The following is a 17,375-nucleotide window of genomic DNA, read 5'->3' as shown; positions in this document are numbered from 1 at the left end:
CGCCCACCCCGACCCGAACAAGTGGAACGCGCTGGTGCGACGCCAGCCACACCACCACGCCCACACCCCCAACCAGCACCCGCACACCCCGCCACCAACACCAGAAACCACCACAAAAAACAACCAGTGGATCCAGGTCAGATTCCCTCAAGGAGCCCTTCACGGACTGCTTCGGAACCGGTACACCCGACTATTCCGAGCCGGACATCTTGACACGATCACCCCACTGGCAGCAGGCTTTCCTCAACGCCGCCTAGTTAGGAAACTTTACTAACAAGGAGACCTATCCGATGCCCGCTTCCCGGAAGGCGGCGCTGTTCGCCGCCGCTTCCGTTTCGCTTGCTGCTGCGCTGGCCGGTGCTGGGCCTGCGACCGCAGCCTCCGTGGCACATCCGTTTCCCGCGCACGTCACCTATCAGACCGGCGTCCGGCCTTCGGTCAGCCAGGCCGAGCAGGACTCCGCGGTCAAGAAGCAGTACGACTCCTGGAAGAAAACTTACCTCCGCCAGGCTTGCGGCGGTTACCTCGTCTGGGCTACCGACGACGCGCCCAACAAGGGCACCGTTTCCGAGGCCCAGGGCTACGGGATGAACATCGTCCCGTTGATGGCCGGTTACGACGACCAGGCCAAAACCATCTTCGACGGGATGTGGAAGTTCGTCCAGGACCACCGGGACGGCAAGGGGCTCTTCCAGTGGGTGATCGACGGCAAGACCTGCAAGTACTCCGACGGCGGCACGCCTGACTCGGCCACCGACGGCGATCTCGACGTCGGCTACGGGCTGATTCTCGCGGACAAGCAGTGGGGCGGTTACAGCGCCGCCGCCAAGGACTGGCTGGACAAGGTTTACAAGTACGACGTCGCGTCCGACGGGCATCTCAAGATCGCCGACGACGCGGGCAATGACGACACCCGGCCGTCCGACTTCATGCTTGACCATCTGCGCGCGTTCGCGAAGTACGACACCGCGCACGACTGGAACAAGGTCGTCACCCGGACCGAGCAGCTGATCACCCAGTTCACGGCCAAGTACTCGCCGAACGCGAATCTGTTGTCTGACTTCGTGGTCGGTGCGAACACCAGCAGCCCGAAGCCCGCGCCCGCGGACCACCTCGAGAATCAGCCGGACAATATCGTGGGGTACAACTCCGTTCGCGTGCCTTGGCACATGGGCACGGACGCGTTGTTGTACGGCGGCAAGGTCGCGACCGACGTCGCCAAGAAGGAATCGGCCAGCTACAAGAGCCATTCTGGCGGCAACCCGGCCAAGATCTATCCGCACACCAAATTGGACGGTACGCCGACCAAGACCAGTGACCAGTCCGAGGTCGCGGCCAATCCGGTGGGTGTCGCGGCGATGGCCGCCGGCGACCAGGCATGGACGGATTCGCTGTGGAAGTACCTGGCGGGCAATCCGTATGACGACACTTACTACGGCGAGACCATCAAGCTGCTCGTCTACCTGGTGATGTCCGGCAACTACTGGGCCCCGTGACCCTGACCTGCCCGCACGGACGACTAACCGGCGGCGTCCGTGCGGGCAGGCGGGCACTTTCCGCCGGGGGTGGTCAGCAGTTCGAAGTGCCACATCTCGTTCGAGTACACCTGGCACAGGCCGTATTTCGCGCCGTGCTGGATGAGCCAGTCGTCGGCTCGCGTCGGGGCGACGTCGACCGCCTTGCCGGACACGTGCGTCGATTGTTCCGGCGTGTTCACGTACTTCCGCGCCTTTTCCAGGCTGCCGTACTTTTCGACGCCCGCATCGAGCAGCTTCTGCTGGTACTCCTTCGTCCGCCAGCCCGACGCGATCTGAATGTCCACATTGCGCTGACGCGCGTCGGTTGCCGCCTCCTGCAACGCTTTCCGCAACGCCGGGTCGAGATTCCCGACGGCCGGGTAGCTCGTGTCGGACGGCCTCAGCGTGACGCCTTCCGGGGCACCGCCCTGAACCGGGTCGTGGTCCGGATCGCCGTCTAGCGTCGTGAGGCCAGAGCATCCGGCGACGACTGCCGCGGGCAGCACGAGCAGCATGGTTTTGATCTTGTTCTGCAGCACGCCGCAACTATCGCGAGCGGGTATCCCCGGACGGTTCGGCGAATGTCCGCGCTGCGTAACAAGACCGCATGAACAGGTAACGTCAGGCGGTCAGCCCGATCCCCGCTTCCGCGGTGTTCACGAGGAACGTCAGCGTCTCGTAGAAGTACAGCTCCACAGTGGACGCGTCGTGGCTGGCGTAACCAATGGACAGGTCCTGTCCGAAGTGGAGTTCGTAGTCGCCTCCGCGGGTGGACAGCACGCAGGCACCGCTGATCGCGGGCGTGCGGATGAGATCGCCGTCCACGATCTGTTTCAGGTGTTCCAGCACCGGATAACCGTGGTTGGCCGCCTCGTACGCGGCGGTGAACTCGTCGTCGCTGAGCAGGACGGTGTACGGCCCGGCCACGCCCGCGTCGCGCAGTTCGGCGATCGCGTCGCCGATCGCCTTCGGGTAGCCCGGGGCCTCCGGCGGCAGCGCGATCGGCGAAAGCGACGAAGCTGACCGAATCCCGGTGATGCCCGCCTCGGCGAAACCGTCGAGCACGATCCGGTCCTCGGCGTACGCGATCTGCTGCGCGGCGTCCTTCACTGGCTGCCAATCGGCGTCTTTCGCGCCCCACTCCACCGAATCGACTTCCTCGCGCGACACCGTGAACGGCACCCGCAACTCCACGATCCGTTGCGCCGTGCGCAGGCTCGTCGCGACGCCGTCGAACTTGTCGCCGACGCGTTCGCGGCGTCCGGTGCCGATCGCGGCCAGCGCCGGGTCGCCGGTGACGACGACGTCGACCACCCGGCGCGCGGCGGCGAACTCGGCGAACGTGCGCTTCGCCTCCTCCTCCAGGTCCGCCCACGCGGCTGCGGAGATCGGAGCGAGTTCGCGATGCAGGTTGTTCATGACCGAATGCTCCTTCGCAGGCTTCCGATGCCCAGCGACGTCCCGGCGGGCGTCGCGGCAGCCGGCGGTTCCGGCTCGGGCGGGGCGTCCGGCGGATCTTCGAGGAAGTCCGCGGTCGGCACATAGAACAGCGCGCCGGTGTGGGGCGTGGAGAAATCGAGGATCCGGTCGTAGTTGCCCGGCGGCGACCCGACGAACATGTTCTCCAGCATCTTCTCGATCACCGCGGGCGATTTGGTGTAGCCGATGAAATACGTGCCGAACTCGTCGTGCCCGGGACGGCCGAACGGCATGTTGTCGCGCAGGATGTCGAGTTCGTTGCCCTCGTCGTCGGTGATCACGTTGAGCGCGAGGTGGGAATCAGCGGGCTTTTCCTCGTCCGAAAGCTCCACATCGGACAGTTTGCGCCGTCCGATCACCAGCTCCTGCTGCTCAGTGCTGAGCGCGTTCCAGGCCTGCATGTCGTGCAGATACTTCTGCACGACAACGTAACTGCCCCGGTCGAACGGTTCGTCGTCGTCCACCAGCACTGCCTGATTGACGCCGTTGCCGGTCGGATTCTCGGTGCCGTCGACGAAACCGAGCACGTCGCGCGCGTCGAAGTACCGGAAGCCCTGTACCTCGTCGAGCACCGTCACCGAACCGCGCAGCCGGTCCATGATCAGCGATTCCAGCTCGAAGCACAGGTCGAGCCGGTCGGCGCGGAGGTGGAACAGCAGGTCGGCCTCAGCGGTGAGCACGCTTGTGTGCTTGTCGCCGGAGAACACCGGCAGCTCGTGCAGCTCCGCCGGTCGCGGTCCGCCGTAGATCCGGTCCCACGCCGCGGACGAAATCCCGGCGACGCAGGTAAGCCCGGCACCGGCGTCGCGGAAGCCGACCGCGCGCTGCAGCCCGGCCAGGTCGGCGAGAAGGTCCTTCGCGATCTGTTCGGCACCGGCGTGGACGCTGACCATCAGGAAGATCGCCGCCCTGGTCAACGGCGCGGAAACGGCCTGCGGCTCAGGCGGTTCAAGGTCCCCCGCTTGCACGCTCGCGCACCCCTTTTCACCCGGTGACCGTCCGAGCGCATCCTAACCACGGACGGGCGCGCGCACCGGGCATCACCACTCGGGAGGGGTAACCGTCAGACGAAGTGCGTGAGCAGAGCCGCGACGTCGGCTTCCAAGCGGTCCGCCGCGCCGTCCTGACCGGCGAGTTGCTGCAGCAGAGCGCGCTGGAACAGGCCGTCGAAGGCGGCGTACGCGACCTCCGGCGACACCTGAGCGGGCCGTTCGGTGAACTCGGCGTAGCGCCGCACGACGCGCCACACCATGTCCTGGCGCTGTTCGTCGATGTCGAGCACATCGCCGCGGAAGGACTCCTCGAAGAGGCTTTGGTTGCGCAGGTCGTACCAGAGGCGGTGCATCGCCGCGTCGGTCCGCAGCGTGCCGGCCATCGCCGCGCCGAAGCCGTGCTTCAGCTCCTCCGCCGAACCTGCCTCGGCCACTACGTCGTCGTAGCGGGTCACGCAGACCTCTTCGAACTTGCGGACCGCGTAGGTGAGCAGCTCGACCTTGTCGGCGAAGTAGTAGTGCAGGACGCCGTGCGAGAAGTCGGATTTCTGGGCGATTTCGCGCAGGCTCGTGCGGGCATAGCCCAGCTCGGCCAGCGCCTGCAGCGCGGACTCGGCCAGCTGCTCGCGGCGCTGGGCGAACTTGTCCACGGCGCGGCGGGAGATGCGCTCCTTCGCCTGTGTCACACCCGGCAGTCTAGCGCGACACCGTTTCTTGACGAGTGTCCAAGAAAATCTTGACGACTGTCCAAAATTAGCTACGGTGTGACCTACACCGCACTGGCGGCACGTCTCAAGGAGGAGATGTCGATGGGTTCGTACGACCTGACCGGGCGCACCGCGCTGGTCACCGGCGGCGCGCAGGGCCTCGGCCAGGGCATGGCCGAGGCGCTCGCGAAGGCAGGCGCGGCGGTGGTGATCGGCGACGTCCAGGAGGACCTCGGCCGAAAGACCGCCGACGCGATCAAGCAGAGCGGGGCCAGCTCCGGGTTCGTCCGGCTGGACGTCACCGACGACGACAACTGGGCGCAGGCGGTCGAGGCGGTGGTCGGCGAGCACGGCGGGCTCGACATCGTCGTGAACAACGCGGGCGTGGAGATCACCGGTCTCGTCGCCGACCTCAATCCGGCGGACGTGCGGAAGATGCTCGAGGTCAACGTGCTCGGCACCTCGCTCGGCGTGAAGCACGCGTTCCGCGCCATGCGCCCGGGAGGCGTCGCCGGGAACGGCGGTGCGGTCGTGAACATCTCCTCGGTGGCCGCGACCATCGCTTTCCCCGGCATCGCGGGTTATTCGGCGACGAAATCGGCGGTCGACCGGCTTACCCGCGTCGCGGCGATGGAGGCCGGGAAGCTCGGCTACGGGGTGCGGGTGAACTGCGTGTACCCGGGCTTGGTCCCGACGCAGATGGGCAACCAGCTCGCGACCGACGTGGTCGACGTCGGGCTGTTCCCGAGCGTCGAGGAGGCGATCGGCGCGGTCGTCGCGCAGACCCCGGCCGGACGGCTCGGCGAGGTCGCCGACATGGCCGACGCGGTGGTGTTCCTCGCCTCGGACGCCGCCCGCTTCATCACCGGCGCCGGCCTCCCGGTCGACGGCGGCATGGGCATGTGAATTCCCTCCAGCGCTCCAGCATTCCAAGAGAGGAAACCCAGTCGTGACCAAGCCCGTCGTCGTTTACGGCGCGTCCGGCTACACCGGCCGCCTGATCTGCGAATACCTCCGCGAGTACAACGTGCCCTTCACCGCCGCGGGCCGGGACAAGGCCCGGGTCCAGGCCGCGCTCGACCAGATTCCCGGCCTCGACACCGTGGACCACGAGGTCGTCGAGGTATCGCACGAAACCGGTCCGCTCACCGAGCTTTTCCGCGACGCGTCGGTCGTGTGCAACACCGTCGGCCCGTTCAGCGAATACGGCCACGAGGTCGTCCAGTCCTGTCTCGAATCCGGAACGCACTACCTCGACACCACCGGCGAGCAGGATTGGCTGATCTCCGCCGAAGAACGCTACGGCGCGGACATGGCCGCCAAGGGCCTGCTGCTCTCCCCCGGCATCGCGCAGATGTACACCACCGGCGAGATCGCGGCGAACCTCTGCCTGGAGACGCCCGGACTGGACACTTTGGACATCCTGGTGTTCTGGAAGGGTTATCCCACCGTCGCTTCCACACAAACCATCCTGGTGAACGCCGCGCTGTCCGCCGCGTATTACCTGGAGCAGAACGAATACGCGCCCTGGCCAGCGGACGGCGGGCTGCAGGACGTAAGTGTGCCGGGGCATCACGAGATCGGGCTCGCGCTGCCGTGGGGCGGCACGTCGCATCCGGTGTGGTTCAAGAACGATCCGCGCGTGGCCAACGTGAAAGCGGTCGGCGGCGTATTCGACCGGGCACTGATGCAGGGTGTGCCGCAGATCGTAGCGGCCGTGCTGGAGCAGGTGAAAGACCTGCCGCTGGAAGAAAAACTCAAGGTGCTGCACGAGCAAGCGGCCGCGGTCCGGGACGAAATGCCGCCGCGCGAGAACCAGCGGATCAACACGTCGCTGGACTCGGTGCACGCGTCCGGCCCGCTCGGCCGTGCGCACTGCGTGATCCACGGGACCTGCAACTACAAGCAGACCGGGCTGATGCAGGCGTATGCGGCGTATTCACTGCTGCAGCAACCGCCGAAGCGGGCCGGGTTCGCGTCGGCGTGCCAGGCGTTCGGGCACCGCGAACTGCTCGGCGTGCTGCGGTCGTTCGGGCTGGTCTCGAATCCGGTTTTGACAGTGCAGTCCTGAGACTGGGAGACGAGCGGTGCGACTGACCGATTACCTCGACAAGGGCGCCTCGCTGGGCCCGTCGGCCCCGTGTTTGACCACGGACGGCGGATCGCTCAGCTACGGCGAGGTCCAGCAGCTGTCCTGGCGCGTCGCCCGGGCGCTCGCGCGTTCCGGCGTGCGGCCGGGCGACAAGGTGGCGATCCTCTCCGCGAACGACCCAGTGTCGTTCGGGTGCGTCTTCGGCATCAGCCGGGCAGGGGCGGTCTGGTGCCCGGTCAACCCGCGCAACGAAGCGGCGGAGAACCGGGAGCTGCTCGACCTGTTCGACTGCACGTGCCTGCTCGTGCAGAAGTCCTTCGCGCCGCTCGTTTCCCGCATCGCCGACCAGCTGCCGAAACTGACCACGGTGGTGTGTCTCGACGGCTCTTTCCCCGGCGCGATCCCGCTGGCTGAATGGCTCGAAGGGCTCTTCGACGCGCCGTGGCAAACCGATCCGCCGGACGACACGGCCATGCTCGTCGGCACCGGCGGCACCACCGGACGACCGAAAGGCGTGGTGCTGACCGGACACAACGTCGAAACCATGTCGGCGTTGACGTTGATGAGCTACCCGTTCCAGCCGCGTCCGCGCTACCTCGCGTTGGCCCCGCTCACACACGCCGCCGGGGTCTTGTGCTTCCCGGTGCTGGCGCTGGGCGGCGAGATCGTGGTGATGCCGTCGCCGGATCTCGGCCGGTTCCTCGAACTGATCGAACGGCACCGGATCACGCACACCTTCTTGCCGCCTACGCTGATTTACCTGCTACTGGACCATCCAGCACTGTCCACAACGGACTTCAGCTCACTGGAATGCCTGTGGTACGGGGCCGCGCCGATGTCGGCCGCCCGGCTGGAGGAGGCGATCACCCGGATCGGACCGGTGCTCGGTCAGCTGTTCGGACAAAGCGAAGCACCGATGATGATCTCGACGCTGGCCCCGGCCGATCACTTCCATCCGGACGGTTCGCTGGCCCGCGAACGCTTCACCTCCGCGGGCCGTCCGACGCCGCTGACGCAGGTGGCGATCATGGCCGACGACGGAACCCTGCTGCCGCGCGGCGAACGCGGCGAGATCGTGGTGCGCGGGCCGCTGGTGATGCCGGGGTACTACCGGAATCCGGACGCCACCGCCGACGTCAGCAGGCACGGCTGGCACCACACCGGCGACATCGGCTACCTCGACGAGGAGAACTTCCTGTACGTCGTGGACCGGGCGAAGGACATGATCATCACCGGCGGGTTCAACGTCTACTCGGCAGAGGTGGAGCAGGCGCTGATGACGCATCCCGCGGTGCAGGACTGCGCGGTGATCGGGCTGCCGCACGAAAAATGGGGCGAACAGGTGACGGCGGTCGTCCAGTTGCACCAAGGCCGAACCGCTGCCGCGGACGAGCTGCGGGCCACGGTGAAGGAACTGCTCGGCAGTGTGAAGACGCCGAAGGAGGTCTTGCTGTGGCCGGATCTGCCGCGGTCGAAGGTCGGAAAGGTGCTGAAAACCGACGTACGGACGCAGCTGCTGGGCGAGCGCGCTTAGAACTGACCGCCACCCGCATGCACCGTCTGACCAGTCACCCACCGAGCCTGATCCGACGCCAGAAAACCCACAATATCCGCGATGTCCCCAGGCTCCGCAATACGGCCAAGCGGAGTCTGCTTCGCGCTGTACTCGACCACACCCGGCGGCCCATCAGCGAGGAGCGCTTCGGTGCGGACGGCACCCGGGAGCACGCTGTTCACCGTCACACCGCGCGGGCCGAGTTCCTTCGCCAGCACCCGTACGAACTGGTCTCCGGCGGCCTTCGCGGCACCATAAATCCCAGTGCCGGGCCGGGCGGTTTGGACCACTCCGCTCGACACCACGACGATCCGGCCGCCGTCGCGCACTCGCCGGGCCGCCTCGCGCAAGGAGACGAAGGTCGGCCGCAGATTAGTAGAGAAAATCAGGTCGAAGATCTCGTCGGAGGCCTCCGCGAGCGGCACGAACCGGGCGATCCCCACGTTGGCGACGACCACGTCGAGGCCGCCGAATTCCTGTTCCGTGCGGTCGAAAAGGCCGCGCAGCTCGGCGTCGTCGGTCACGTCCGCGCGCAGAGCGACCGCCTGCCCGCCGTCCGTGCGGATCTTGGCTACGACAGCCTCGGCCGCGTCCTGGTCAGTGCGGTAGTTGACCGCGACGGAAAACCCGTCCGCACCCAGCCGTTCCGCGATCGCCCTGCCGATTCCCCGCGAACTTCCGGTGACCAAGGCGACGCCCGATTCCCTCTGCACGCCACCAGTCTAGTGGCGCCCGAAATGATCTCCTTCGTCGGCGAAGCCGTGCGCGGCAAGGAAAACCATCATCGCCATCGCGATCATCAGCAGCATCCCGACGGCCAGCTTCCGCCGCGGCGGCGCGGCACCGAACTCCGTGACCAGCTGATGCCCGGCCAGCAGGAGCAACGGCTGCCAGCGGGGCCGCGCCGCGGGCGAAGGCAGATCCGCGACCACCGCGTCCAGTTCGTGCCGGTACTGCGCCGTATAGACGGTCGTGACCCGTTCTTCCACCTCGGCCAGGCTCAGCCGTCCCTCGCCCGCCGCGTTGTTCAGGACTTTCGTCGTTTGCTCGCGTTCGGCGTCGGAGCAGCGGACAGGTCGATCGGTCATGCTTTCCTCCCGGATACAGCCGGAATCAGCCGAACCGCCACCTTCGCGAGCGGTTCGCGGACCACGAGCCCGAGCAACCCGACCCCGGCGCCGACCACGAATCCCGCAAGCACGTCGTGCGGATAGTGCGCCCCGACGTACACTCGCGAAATCCCCATCAGCACCGCGAAAACGAGCGCCCAGATCCCCCATTTGCGGTTTATCAGCAGCACTGCGACCGCGAACGCCGCGACGATGACCGTGTGGTTGCTGGGAAAGGCGTAGTCGGTCGGCGGGTCGCACGGCAACAGCGTGTGCACGCCAGCGACCACGCGACATGGCCGGACCTCGGCGAACACCGACTTCAGCACGGTGTCCACGGCAAGCGCCACCGCGATCGCGATCGGCACCCACGCCGCGGCTGCCAGCGCCGCCGGTCCCCGGGTGCGCGCCCGCCAGAGCAGCGCGAGGATCACCGGCGCCACCAGGAAAACTCCGTATTCGCTGAACGTCGTCGCGATTCCGGCCAGCCAGTGCTGGGACCACGCGAAATCCGTGACGTCGCGATACAAGCCAGCGTCGATCATCGCGTGGCACTCCTTCGTGCGCGGACAAGCTCGACCAGCAGCGGGCTCAGCGAAAGCAGCACCACCACAGCGATGATCGGCAGCAGGTACGTGTCGATGTTGGGCACCGACGCGCCGAGCGCGTACCCGGCGAGCGTCACCCCGACCGTCCACAGCAGACCGCCGAGCACCTGCCACATCGCGAACTTCGCGGCGGGCATCCCGGCGATGCCGGCGAGCGGGTTCAGCACGGTCCGGACGACCGGGATAAACCGGGCCAGCACCACCGCCTTGCCCAGCCCGTACCGGGTGAGCAGCGCAGATCCGCGCGCGACGCCTTCGTGCAGGTGCTTGCTGCGCACGCGGACGAGCAGCGCACCGCCACCGCGCCGGCCGAGGATGAATCCGGTCTGCGCGCCGAGCAGTGCTCCGGCCGCCGCGGCGACGATGACGGCCGCGAGGGGCAGGTGCAGCTTCGACGAGGCCGCCAGCACCCCCGCGGTGAACAACAGCGAATCGCCCGGCAGGAAGAAGCCCACGAGCAGGCCGGTCTCGGCGAACATCACCGCGAAGACGCCGAGCGGGCCGAACGCGGCCAGCAGCCACTTCGGGTCGAGCATGCCCACCTCCAACTACTACACAACTGTCGAAATTCTACATGAACGTAGTAGCGAGCCGAGCGGCTTCGACAAACAGGTAGAATTTGGGCCATGCGGAACGGACGGGGCGAGAGCGCCCGGCGGGCTCCCGGGGAGCTGGAGGCCGAGGTGCTCGCGGTGCTGTGGGAATCCGACGAGCCGATGTCGGCCGCCGGCGTGCAGGAGCGGATCGGCGGCGGGCTGGCCTACACCACCGTCGTCACGATCCTGTCCCGGCTGTTCGAGAAGGGCGTGGCGACCCGCGAGAAGCAGGGCCGCTCGTTCACCTACCGCGCCGCCGACGACGAACCCGGGCTCGCCGCCCGCCGGATGAGCAAGGTGCTCGACGCCGAAGCGGACCGATCGAGCGTGCTGGCGAAGTTCGTGTCGAACCTGTCCGCGTCGGACGAGCGCGTGCTGCGCGATCTTCTGCGCCAGAACGGCGGCTGACGTGAACCTCGACCTGCTCGCTCCGCTGCTGCTGCCGCTGGCGTCCTGGCCGGTGGCGCGCTGGGTCGCACCCCGCTTGTCGCCGCGGCTGGGCAGTTGGCTGCTCGCTGGATCGGCGCTGGTGCTCGCCGTCGGCAGCACGGCGACGCTCGCGGTCCTCGCCGCCGCGGGCCTGGCGCAGCTGCCATTTGTCGGCGAGCTGGGCGATTTCTCCGCGGTCGCGTTCCACGGGGCCGACGCGGTGAACCTGCCGCTGGCGGTCGTCAGCGGGATCGCGCTCGTGGTCGCCGGGGTCGCGTTGACTCGCACGGCGATTCAGTACGTGCGCTGGCATCGAAAGGTGCACGCCGAGCTGAACGAGCACACCCGCGAGGCCGGCTTCGTGCTGCTGCCGGGCGAGGAACCGGTCGCGTTCGCGGTGGCCGGGGGCGGCGGCCGGATCGCGGTGTCCAGCGGGATGCTCTCCGCGCTGGAACCTCGGGAACGCCGCGCGCTGCTTGCCCACGAACGCGCGCATCTGCGGCTGCGGCACCACGTTTTCGCCGCGATCGTGACGGTCGCGACCACGGTCAACCCGGTGTTGCGTCCGCTCGGTTCGGCGGCCCGGTTCGCGTTGGAACGCTGGGCGGACGAAGCGGCCGCGGACCGCGTCGGCGACCGGAAGCTCGTGGCCACGGCGGTCGCGAAGGCCGCGCTGGCCAGCCGTTCCCAGCCGTCGCTCGCGCTTGCCGCGACCGGCGGGCCAGTGCCGCAACGCGTGCGTGCGCTGCTTTCCGCTCCGTCGTCAGGTTCGCGGCGAAAACCGCTGGCCGCGGTCGCCGTGGCGGTCGTACTCGGCGCGTGTGCTTGGTCGACGGCCTGCACCCTCGACGCGGCCACCGATCTGCACACCGGCCTCGAGACCGCTCAGCAGGCCGCTTGCGTGGTCGCGCAAGGGCCCCACGGCGAGTCCACGCTCCCGGCATTCCGCCACCAGCACCGGGATTGCGCCGAGCGCTGACTGCCACGCTCCCGGCGCGGCGGCGACATCGGAGTCGTGCAGCAGGATCGTGCCGCCGCCGGTCAGCCTTCGGCACACGGTGCGCACGACCGAACGCGGAGTGGCGCGACTGGTCCAGTCGAATCCCCAGGTACTCCACAAAACGGGCTGCAGGCCGAGGATTCGCGCTGAGACCAATGCGCTCGCGCTGAACACTCCGTACGGCGCGCGCAGCCACTGCGGCCGGGTGCCGGTGACGAGTTCGATCAGGTCGACGGTGTGCGCCAGTTCGTCGTGCAGGGCTTTCGGGGAGCGGCGCAGGAAGCAGCGGTGATCCCAACCGTGCACCGCGACTTCATGCCCGGCTGCGGCGACCTCCCGGCCGAGTTCCGGTGCTGCCGCCAACTCCCGCCCCAGCACGAAGAAGGTCGCGCGGACGTCCAGCTTCTCGAGGGTTTGAAGGAACTGCGGCGTGGACTCCGGGTTCGGGCCGTCGTCGAAGGTCAGTGCTACGTGGCTGGGGTCGCCTCGTCCGGCCAGCCGGGGCGTTCTGAGCTGCGGCAGAAACAGCGCCGCCGGTGCCGCGTGCGCGACGGCCGCCGTGGCGATTCCGCGGATCATCCGGCCGCCTTGACCGGCCGCCGCAGCAACCACTCCAGCGCCTCGGTCAGTTCGCTCGGCGTATGCACCCACGGCACGATCCCGTCGTCGTGCAGCACCGCGGCGTTGGCGCGGCCGTGGCCGGGCAGGCAGCGGTAAGTCAGCACCGGCAGGCCGGTCGCGAGCGCCTCCGACGTCGTCAGCCCGCCCGCGTTCTGCACCACGACGTCGCACGCGCGCATCAGCTCCGGCATCTTGTCGACCCAGCCGAATACGTGCCGGTGTCCGGTCTTCCGCAGCCGCTCGGCCAGTGCTTCGTTGCGGCCGCACACCACTACCGGCTCAACGAGACCGGTCGAGAGGAGGTCGTCGGCGGTCTGTCCGATTTGGCCGACGCCCCACGAACCGGCCACCACCAACGCGAGCGGGCCGTCGTGCGGGAGTCCGAAGGCGAGCCGGAGCCGCAGCCGTTCGGTCATCCCTTCCGACGGCCGGAACGCGGGTGCGACCAACGGGCGTGAGACGAGCGTGCGACCGGCGCCGAGCGCTTTGGCTTGGCGGGCGGCGGTTTCGTTGGGAGCGACGGTGAGCGTCGCGTCCGGGCTCACGCACAGCCGGTGCACGGAAGGGTCGGTGAGGTAGACGACGAGCGGTGCGGTCAGTTCGCTCGACCGCCGCAGCCGGGCGACCGCGTGCGTCGCGAGCGGATAGGTCGAGACGACCACGTCAGTGTTGTCTCCGAGCAGTTCCCGCAGCCGGGGCGTGGCGAGACCGGCGAACCGGCGGGCTGCTCCGGCCAGCGCGGGCGTACCGAGTGCGCCGAGCAGCCAGTCCCAGCTGCGTGGCACCGTGTTCAGCTGCTGGTGATAGGCGCCGCAGAGCAGCTCGCCGAGTCTTCCCGGCAGCAGGTCCAGGAAATCAGCGCGGACGACGTGCGCGCCGCGATCGGCGAACCACCGGTCCAGCTCCCTGGCGGCACCGTCGTGCCCCGCCCCGATCCGGGCGGACACGATCACCACGCGGGCCATCCGGCACCCCTTTCGACTTCTACACGGCTGTAGTAAAACTACATCCCTGTAGAATGAGAGTCGAGACCGCCCCGGCCGCGGAGATACACCCTCGGTCCGACATTCCGGGCACCCTCTCCGCAAATTGGGGTAAGCGGTAACCCGTCCAGGTGAGACGCCCGCTACCGTGGGTCTTTCGACCACCGGACGCGGCAGGAAGAGGAACCCCGATGCGTCGTCGCAAGACCGCCAGCGCGATCCGCGTCGCCCAGGTGCTTCTGGCCGTGGTTTCGCTGCTCGTCCTCGGCGGCACCGCCTTCGCGTGGTCGAAGCTGAACCAGATCACCGACGGCCTGACCAGGTCCGACGTGATCGGCGCCGGCGCGGGCTCGCCGATGGGCGAGCAGAACATTCTGATGGTCGGCCTCGACACGCGCACCGACGCGGAGGGCAATCCGCTCCCCGAGGACGTGCTCGACCAGCTCCACGCGGGCGGCGCCGAGGACGGCGGCGACACGACCGACACGATGATCGTCGTGCACATCCCGGCCGGGGGCGGGAACGCTACTGCGATTTCTATCCCGCGTGACTCTTATATCCAGCTTGCCGGGAAGTTCGGGAAGCACAAGATTAACTCGGCTTATACTTATGGGCAGACTGCTCGGAAGAATGAGCTTAGGGCTGCCGGTGAGTCTGGGTCGCAGCTGGAGACTGACTCGGCTCAGGCTGGGGCCAAGACTGCGATCGAGACGGTTCAGCAGTTGACTGGGTTGACTATCACGCATTATGCGGCGGTTAATCTGGCTGGGTTCTACTACGTTAGCCAGGCCGTTGGTGGCGTGCCGGTTTGTCTTAAGGCTCCGGTTAAGGATAGTTACTCTGGGGCTAATTTTGCTGCCGGGCCGCAGCGTGTTTCTGGGGCGCAGGCGTTGCAGTTTGTTCGGCAGCGGCATGGGTTGCCCAATGGGGACCTCGACCGGATCAAGCGGCAGCAGGTTTTTATGGCCAGTATGGCTAAGACTATTCTTTCTGCTGGGACTTTGACTGATCCTGGTAAGTTGGATGCGTTGATCGGGGCCGTTAAGAAGGCTGTTGTTGTTGATACTAACTGGGATTTGCTGGGGTTTGCTCAGCAACTGCACGGGATGAGCGCGGGGAGTATCAACTTCGTTACTGTGCCGGTGGTTAGTATTACGTTGAAGACGCCTAATGACGGCGATGCGGTGCAGGTGGATCCTAAGCAGGTTCAGCAGTTTGTTCGGGAGCAGACTGGGTCCGCTTCTGCGCCGTCTTCTTCGGTTTCTGCGCCACCGTCTTCTACTGCTGGGGATCCTGCGTTGGCTTCTTATGTGGTTGATGTGCGCAACTCGTCCGGGGTGGATGGGTTGGCTAATCGGGTTGCCGACAAGCTTGCTGCTGCTGGGTATCAGCGGGGGTCTGTTACCAATAGTGCTACTCGTCGGACTTCTACCGTTTATTACGGGCGGGGGCAGCGTAGTCAGGCTGAGGCTATCGGGGAGAAGCTTGGCGGGGTTGCGGTGGCTTCCGATAATTCGCTTGAGAAGGATCATTTCCGGGTTTATTTGGGGCAGAAGTATTCGGATGATTCTGGGGTGCATCCGGCTTCCGCTCCGGCGGTTATGGAGGCTCCTGCTGGGAGTGCGCCGGATATTACTGCTGATGGGGTTACTTGCGTTAACTGACCGGCTCGTGCTTCGCACATCGCGTTCAGTGGTTGCGTGGGGCACCCCGAAGCTGATTGTGCTGACGGTCTGAGGGTGGTTGTCAAGGCGGGAAAGATGCCTTGACAACCACCCTCAGACCGCAGAGAAGGCTTCGTATCGGGGTGCGGGGGTCGAGTGGGTGCCTCGAACGTTGAGTGCATCGGTGCGGTTGGTGTGGGCTAGCGCCCCAATGCGGCACTGGGTGCATGCGACGCACCCAACGCCGCGTCGGGGTGCGCGAGGCGCACCCGACGCCGCATTGCGGTGCACCCCGGCGGACTGGCCGTGAAGGACCCCGCGAGGGAATCCAAGTCCAATGCCAGGGACTTAGGCCGTGCGGCCTCGGCATTGCCAACCGTCCACAAGGGCGCCAACCTCGCCGAAATGCCCGCCTATGCCACCTAGCCGCTTCCGCGCGTCCGTGAGGGGAACCCTGAGGGACTCAGAGTCCCTGAAGGTGGCCCTCACAGAACTCCGCCGTCCGCCTAAGTCCGTGAAGGGCTCCTTGAAGGAATCCAAGTCCCCGAAGGTGGCCCTCACAGACCACCGGTGGTCTGTGAGGGGAACCCTGAGGGACTCAGAGTCCCTGAAGGTGGCCCTCACGGAACTCCACCATCCCCGAAGTCCGTGAAGGGCTCCTTGAGGGAATTAGATTCCCTCAAGGAGCCCTTCACAGACCTTGGCAGACCGGCGGAAGGCGAAGCGGGTGACGCGGGGTCGGCGGGTGCGAAGCCCCGGGGACAGCAAAGCGGGCCGGTCCTAAGTGGACCGGCCCGCCGCTTAGTGCGTACTACTCGAGATAATCAGGCGTTGCTCCGACGGCGGCGGACCACCAGCAGCATCGCGCCGCCTGCGACTACCAGGGCTGCGCCCAGGCCGATGGGCAGGGCGGCGTTCACGCCGGTGTTCGCCAGCGGGGTCTGGCCCGAGTTGTTGCCGCCGGCCGCGGGGGCGGTCGTGGCGGGGGCGGTGGTCACCGGGCCCGTTTCGGTCCAGGTGCCGGTCGCGGAGGCCTCGACGGCGCTCTTCTGCGACTGCGCCACGATCAGCGACTGCGCCGGCTTGTCCGCGTAGTTCTTGGCCACGAACAGGCGACCGGTGTTGACGTCGCCCGCGGCCTTCACCGCAAGTTCGGCCGTGCCGGGCTTCGCGTCCTTCGGGACGTCCAGGAACAGCTTCGTGCCGTTCTTGATCGCCGAGGACTTGATCTCCTCGCCGTTCTCGCCGACGACCTTCACGCCCTCGGGGAGCTTGCTCGTGAAGTCGGTGACGCTGCCAGTCGTCGCGACGGTGAACGGGCCGATCTTCGTGCCCGCTTCGCCGCTCGCCTTGGCCGGGGTGATGCTCAGCGCCGGCTTCGTCTCCTCGACGCCGGTGTTGGCGTCGCCGGTCAGGTAGTCGTACAGCGCGACAACATCGGCGGCCTCGTCCTCGGAGCCGTTGGCCAGCGGGTTCTTTTCGTCGAGGTCCTTGCCGTCGCTGTAGTGCCACACCGCGGCCTGGGTCGCGGTCAGCGCTTCCTTAGTGGACAGACCGTCGTGGAGCTTGGCGCCCTTGTCGGTCAGCGTCTTCTCAAGAGAGGCGACGTCCTCGGACGGGTAGCTGTGGTGCAGCACCCAGTTGATGTTCTTGTTGTTCTTGCGGAACGGCGACTTCGCGTCGGGGTAGTCGTTCCAGGCGTGCTCGACCATCGTCTCGCCGAACCGCGCGCCGACCTCGATCTGCACGCAGTACATCTTCGAGACGGCACCGTCGGACAGCTTGAAGTTGAACAGCGTCGTCTGGACCTTGCCCTTGTCGGCGATGTTGACGTCGAAGCCCGACGCACCGCCGTATACCAAGGTGCCCGAGGCCGCACCGCTGCGCGCCGTGGGGGCGTTGTCATCCGCGAGGGCGACCGGCGCGGCGATCATGAGCGCCGCTGCCGCGGAAGCCGCCGCGGCCCCTCCCCGGACCAGAAATGACCTGCCGTGCATGCTTTCTCCCATCGAGTCCCGAACCA

Annotated in this window: 17 protein-coding genes and 1 pseudogene; 7 read left to right on the top strand and 11 right to left on the bottom strand. The window is 67.1% G+C overall.

Annotated elements, in window-relative coordinates; translation table 11 throughout:
- Positions 1-290 precede the first annotated feature (290 nt).
- Positions 291-1,496: a glycosyl hydrolase family 8 gene (locus D0D37_RS28825; protein WP_116203729.1), complete on the top strand. Its 1,206-nt coding sequence runs from the start codon at positions 291-293 to the stop codon at positions 1,494-1,496.
- Positions 1,497-1,519: 23 nt separating this feature from the next.
- Here the strand turns inward: D0D37_RS28825 and D0D37_RS28820 are convergent, their stop codons facing one another.
- The 4 genes from D0D37_RS28820 to D0D37_RS28805 all read right to left on the bottom strand — a co-directional run bounded on the left by D0D37_RS28820 (position 1,520) and on the right by D0D37_RS28805 (position 4,674).
- On the bottom strand, positions 1,520-2,056 hold the full coding sequence (locus D0D37_RS28820; RefSeq protein WP_116203728.1) for a M15 family metallopeptidase: 537 nt from the start codon (positions 2,054-2,056) through the stop codon (positions 1,520-1,522).
- An 82-nt stretch (positions 2,057-2,138) separates the two neighbouring features.
- On the bottom strand, positions 2,139-2,936 hold the full coding sequence (locus tag D0D37_RS28815) for a family 1 encapsulin nanocompartment shell protein (RefSeq protein WP_116203727.1): 798 nt from the start codon (positions 2,934-2,936) through the stop codon (positions 2,139-2,141).
- Positions 2,933-3,964, bottom strand: coding sequence for a Dyp-type peroxidase (locus D0D37_RS28810; protein ID WP_116203726.1), 1,032 nt, complete (start codon positions 3,962-3,964; stop codon positions 2,933-2,935). The genes D0D37_RS28815 and D0D37_RS28810 overlap by 4 nt, the downstream gene beginning before the upstream one ends.
- A 95-nt stretch (positions 3,965-4,059) precedes the next feature.
- A complete protein-coding gene (locus D0D37_RS28805; protein ID WP_116203725.1) occupies positions 4,060-4,674 on the bottom strand; it encodes a TetR/AcrR family transcriptional regulator in 615 nt (204 codons plus the stop codon).
- A 78-nt stretch (positions 4,675-4,752) separates the two neighbouring features.
- On the opposite strand from D0D37_RS28805, the gene D0D37_RS28800 reads away from it, so the two are divergent.
- From D0D37_RS28800 to D0D37_RS28790, 3 genes are read left to right on the top strand one after another with little or no spacing between them, the layout of a single operon-like run.
- Positions 4,753-5,601, top strand: coding sequence for an SDR family NAD(P)-dependent oxidoreductase (locus tag D0D37_RS28800; protein ID WP_244223709.1), 849 nt, complete (start codon positions 4,753-4,755; stop codon positions 5,599-5,601).
- A gap of 43 nt (positions 5,602-5,644) precedes the next feature.
- Entirely contained in the window at positions 5,645-6,766 is a 1,122-nt protein-coding gene (locus D0D37_RS28795; RefSeq protein WP_116203724.1) for a DUF5938 domain-containing protein, read from the top strand.
- Positions 6,767-6,782: 16 nt separating this feature from the next.
- A complete protein-coding gene (locus D0D37_RS28790; RefSeq protein ID WP_116203723.1) occupies positions 6,783-8,321 on the top strand; it encodes an acyl-CoA synthetase in 1,539 nt (512 codons plus the stop codon).
- On the opposite strand, the gene D0D37_RS28785 is transcribed toward D0D37_RS28790, so the two are convergent.
- Genes D0D37_RS28785 through D0D37_RS28770 form a run of 4 tightly spaced genes read right to left on the bottom strand, consistent with a single transcriptional unit; the run spans position 8,318 to position 10,595 of the window.
- Positions 8,318-9,055: an SDR family oxidoreductase gene (locus tag D0D37_RS28785; RefSeq protein ID WP_116203722.1), complete on the bottom strand. Its 738-nt coding sequence runs from the start codon at positions 9,053-9,055 to the stop codon at positions 8,318-8,320. The two genes, D0D37_RS28790 and D0D37_RS28785, sit on opposite strands and share 4 nt — an antisense overlap.
- Positions 9,056-9,064: 9 nt before the next feature.
- Entirely contained in the window at positions 9,065-9,430 is a 366-nt protein-coding gene (locus D0D37_RS28780) for a DUF1707 SHOCT-like domain-containing protein (protein WP_116203721.1), read from the bottom strand.
- The gene (locus tag D0D37_RS28775) at positions 9,427-9,996 is read right to left on the bottom strand and encodes a phosphatase PAP2 family protein (protein WP_116203720.1); all 570 of its coding nucleotides are present in this window, start codon (positions 9,994-9,996) and stop codon (positions 9,427-9,429) included. The genes D0D37_RS28780 and D0D37_RS28775 overlap by 4 nt, the downstream gene beginning before the upstream one ends.
- On the bottom strand, positions 9,993-10,595 hold the full coding sequence (locus tag D0D37_RS28770; RefSeq protein WP_116203719.1) for a DedA family protein: 603 nt from the start codon (positions 10,593-10,595) through the stop codon (positions 9,993-9,995). The genes D0D37_RS28775 and D0D37_RS28770 overlap by 4 nt, the downstream gene beginning before the upstream one ends.
- A gap of 90 nt (positions 10,596-10,685) precedes the next feature.
- On the opposite strand from D0D37_RS28770, the gene D0D37_RS28765 reads away from it, so the two are divergent.
- Together D0D37_RS28765 and D0D37_RS28760 are read left to right on the top strand one after the other, a co-directional pair.
- On the top strand, positions 10,686-11,063 hold the full coding sequence (locus tag D0D37_RS28765; RefSeq protein ID WP_116203718.1) for a BlaI/MecI/CopY family transcriptional regulator: 378 nt from the start codon (positions 10,686-10,688) through the stop codon (positions 11,061-11,063).
- 1 nt (position 11,064) lies between these two features.
- A complete protein-coding gene (locus tag D0D37_RS28760) occupies positions 11,065-12,063 on the top strand; it encodes a M56 family metallopeptidase (protein ID WP_208720184.1) in 999 nt (332 codons plus the stop codon).
- Between the two features lie 156 nt (positions 12,064-12,219).
- Here D0D37_RS28760 and D0D37_RS47525 read toward each other — a convergent pair.
- Positions 12,220-12,663 (bottom strand): annotated as a pseudogene (locus D0D37_RS47525) (polysaccharide deacetylase family protein); the annotation flags it as partial.
- Positions 12,660-13,670, bottom strand: coding sequence for a glycosyltransferase (locus tag D0D37_RS28750; protein WP_116203717.1), 1,011 nt, complete (start codon positions 13,668-13,670; stop codon positions 12,660-12,662). The gene D0D37_RS28750 and the pseudogene D0D37_RS47525, both read right to left, overlap by 4 nt.
- Before the next feature lie 209 nt (positions 13,671-13,879).
- Here D0D37_RS28750 and D0D37_RS28745 point away from each other — a divergent pair, with 209 nt between their 5' ends.
- Complete coding sequence (locus tag D0D37_RS28745; RefSeq protein WP_116203716.1) at positions 13,880-15,352, top strand: LCP family protein; 1,473 nt, start codon at positions 13,880-13,882, stop codon at positions 15,350-15,352.
- An 824-nt stretch (positions 15,353-16,176) separates the two neighbouring features.
- Here D0D37_RS28745 and D0D37_RS28735 read toward each other — a convergent pair.
- Positions 16,177-17,349 carry a thioester domain-containing protein gene (locus D0D37_RS28735; RefSeq protein ID WP_162834520.1) on the bottom strand — a complete coding sequence of 391 codons (1,173 nt, stop codon included), beginning with the start codon at positions 17,347-17,349 and terminating at the stop codon, positions 16,177-16,179.
- Between the last annotated feature and the right edge of the window lie 26 nt (positions 17,350-17,375).

This window comes from Amycolatopsis circi, from assembly GCF_003385235.1.
Taxonomy (GTDB): domain Bacteria; phylum Actinomycetota; class Actinomycetes; order Mycobacteriales; family Pseudonocardiaceae; genus Amycolatopsis; species Amycolatopsis circi.
Note: the sequence above shows the minus strand (reverse complement) of the source record. Positions and strands in the feature narration are given on the sequence as shown.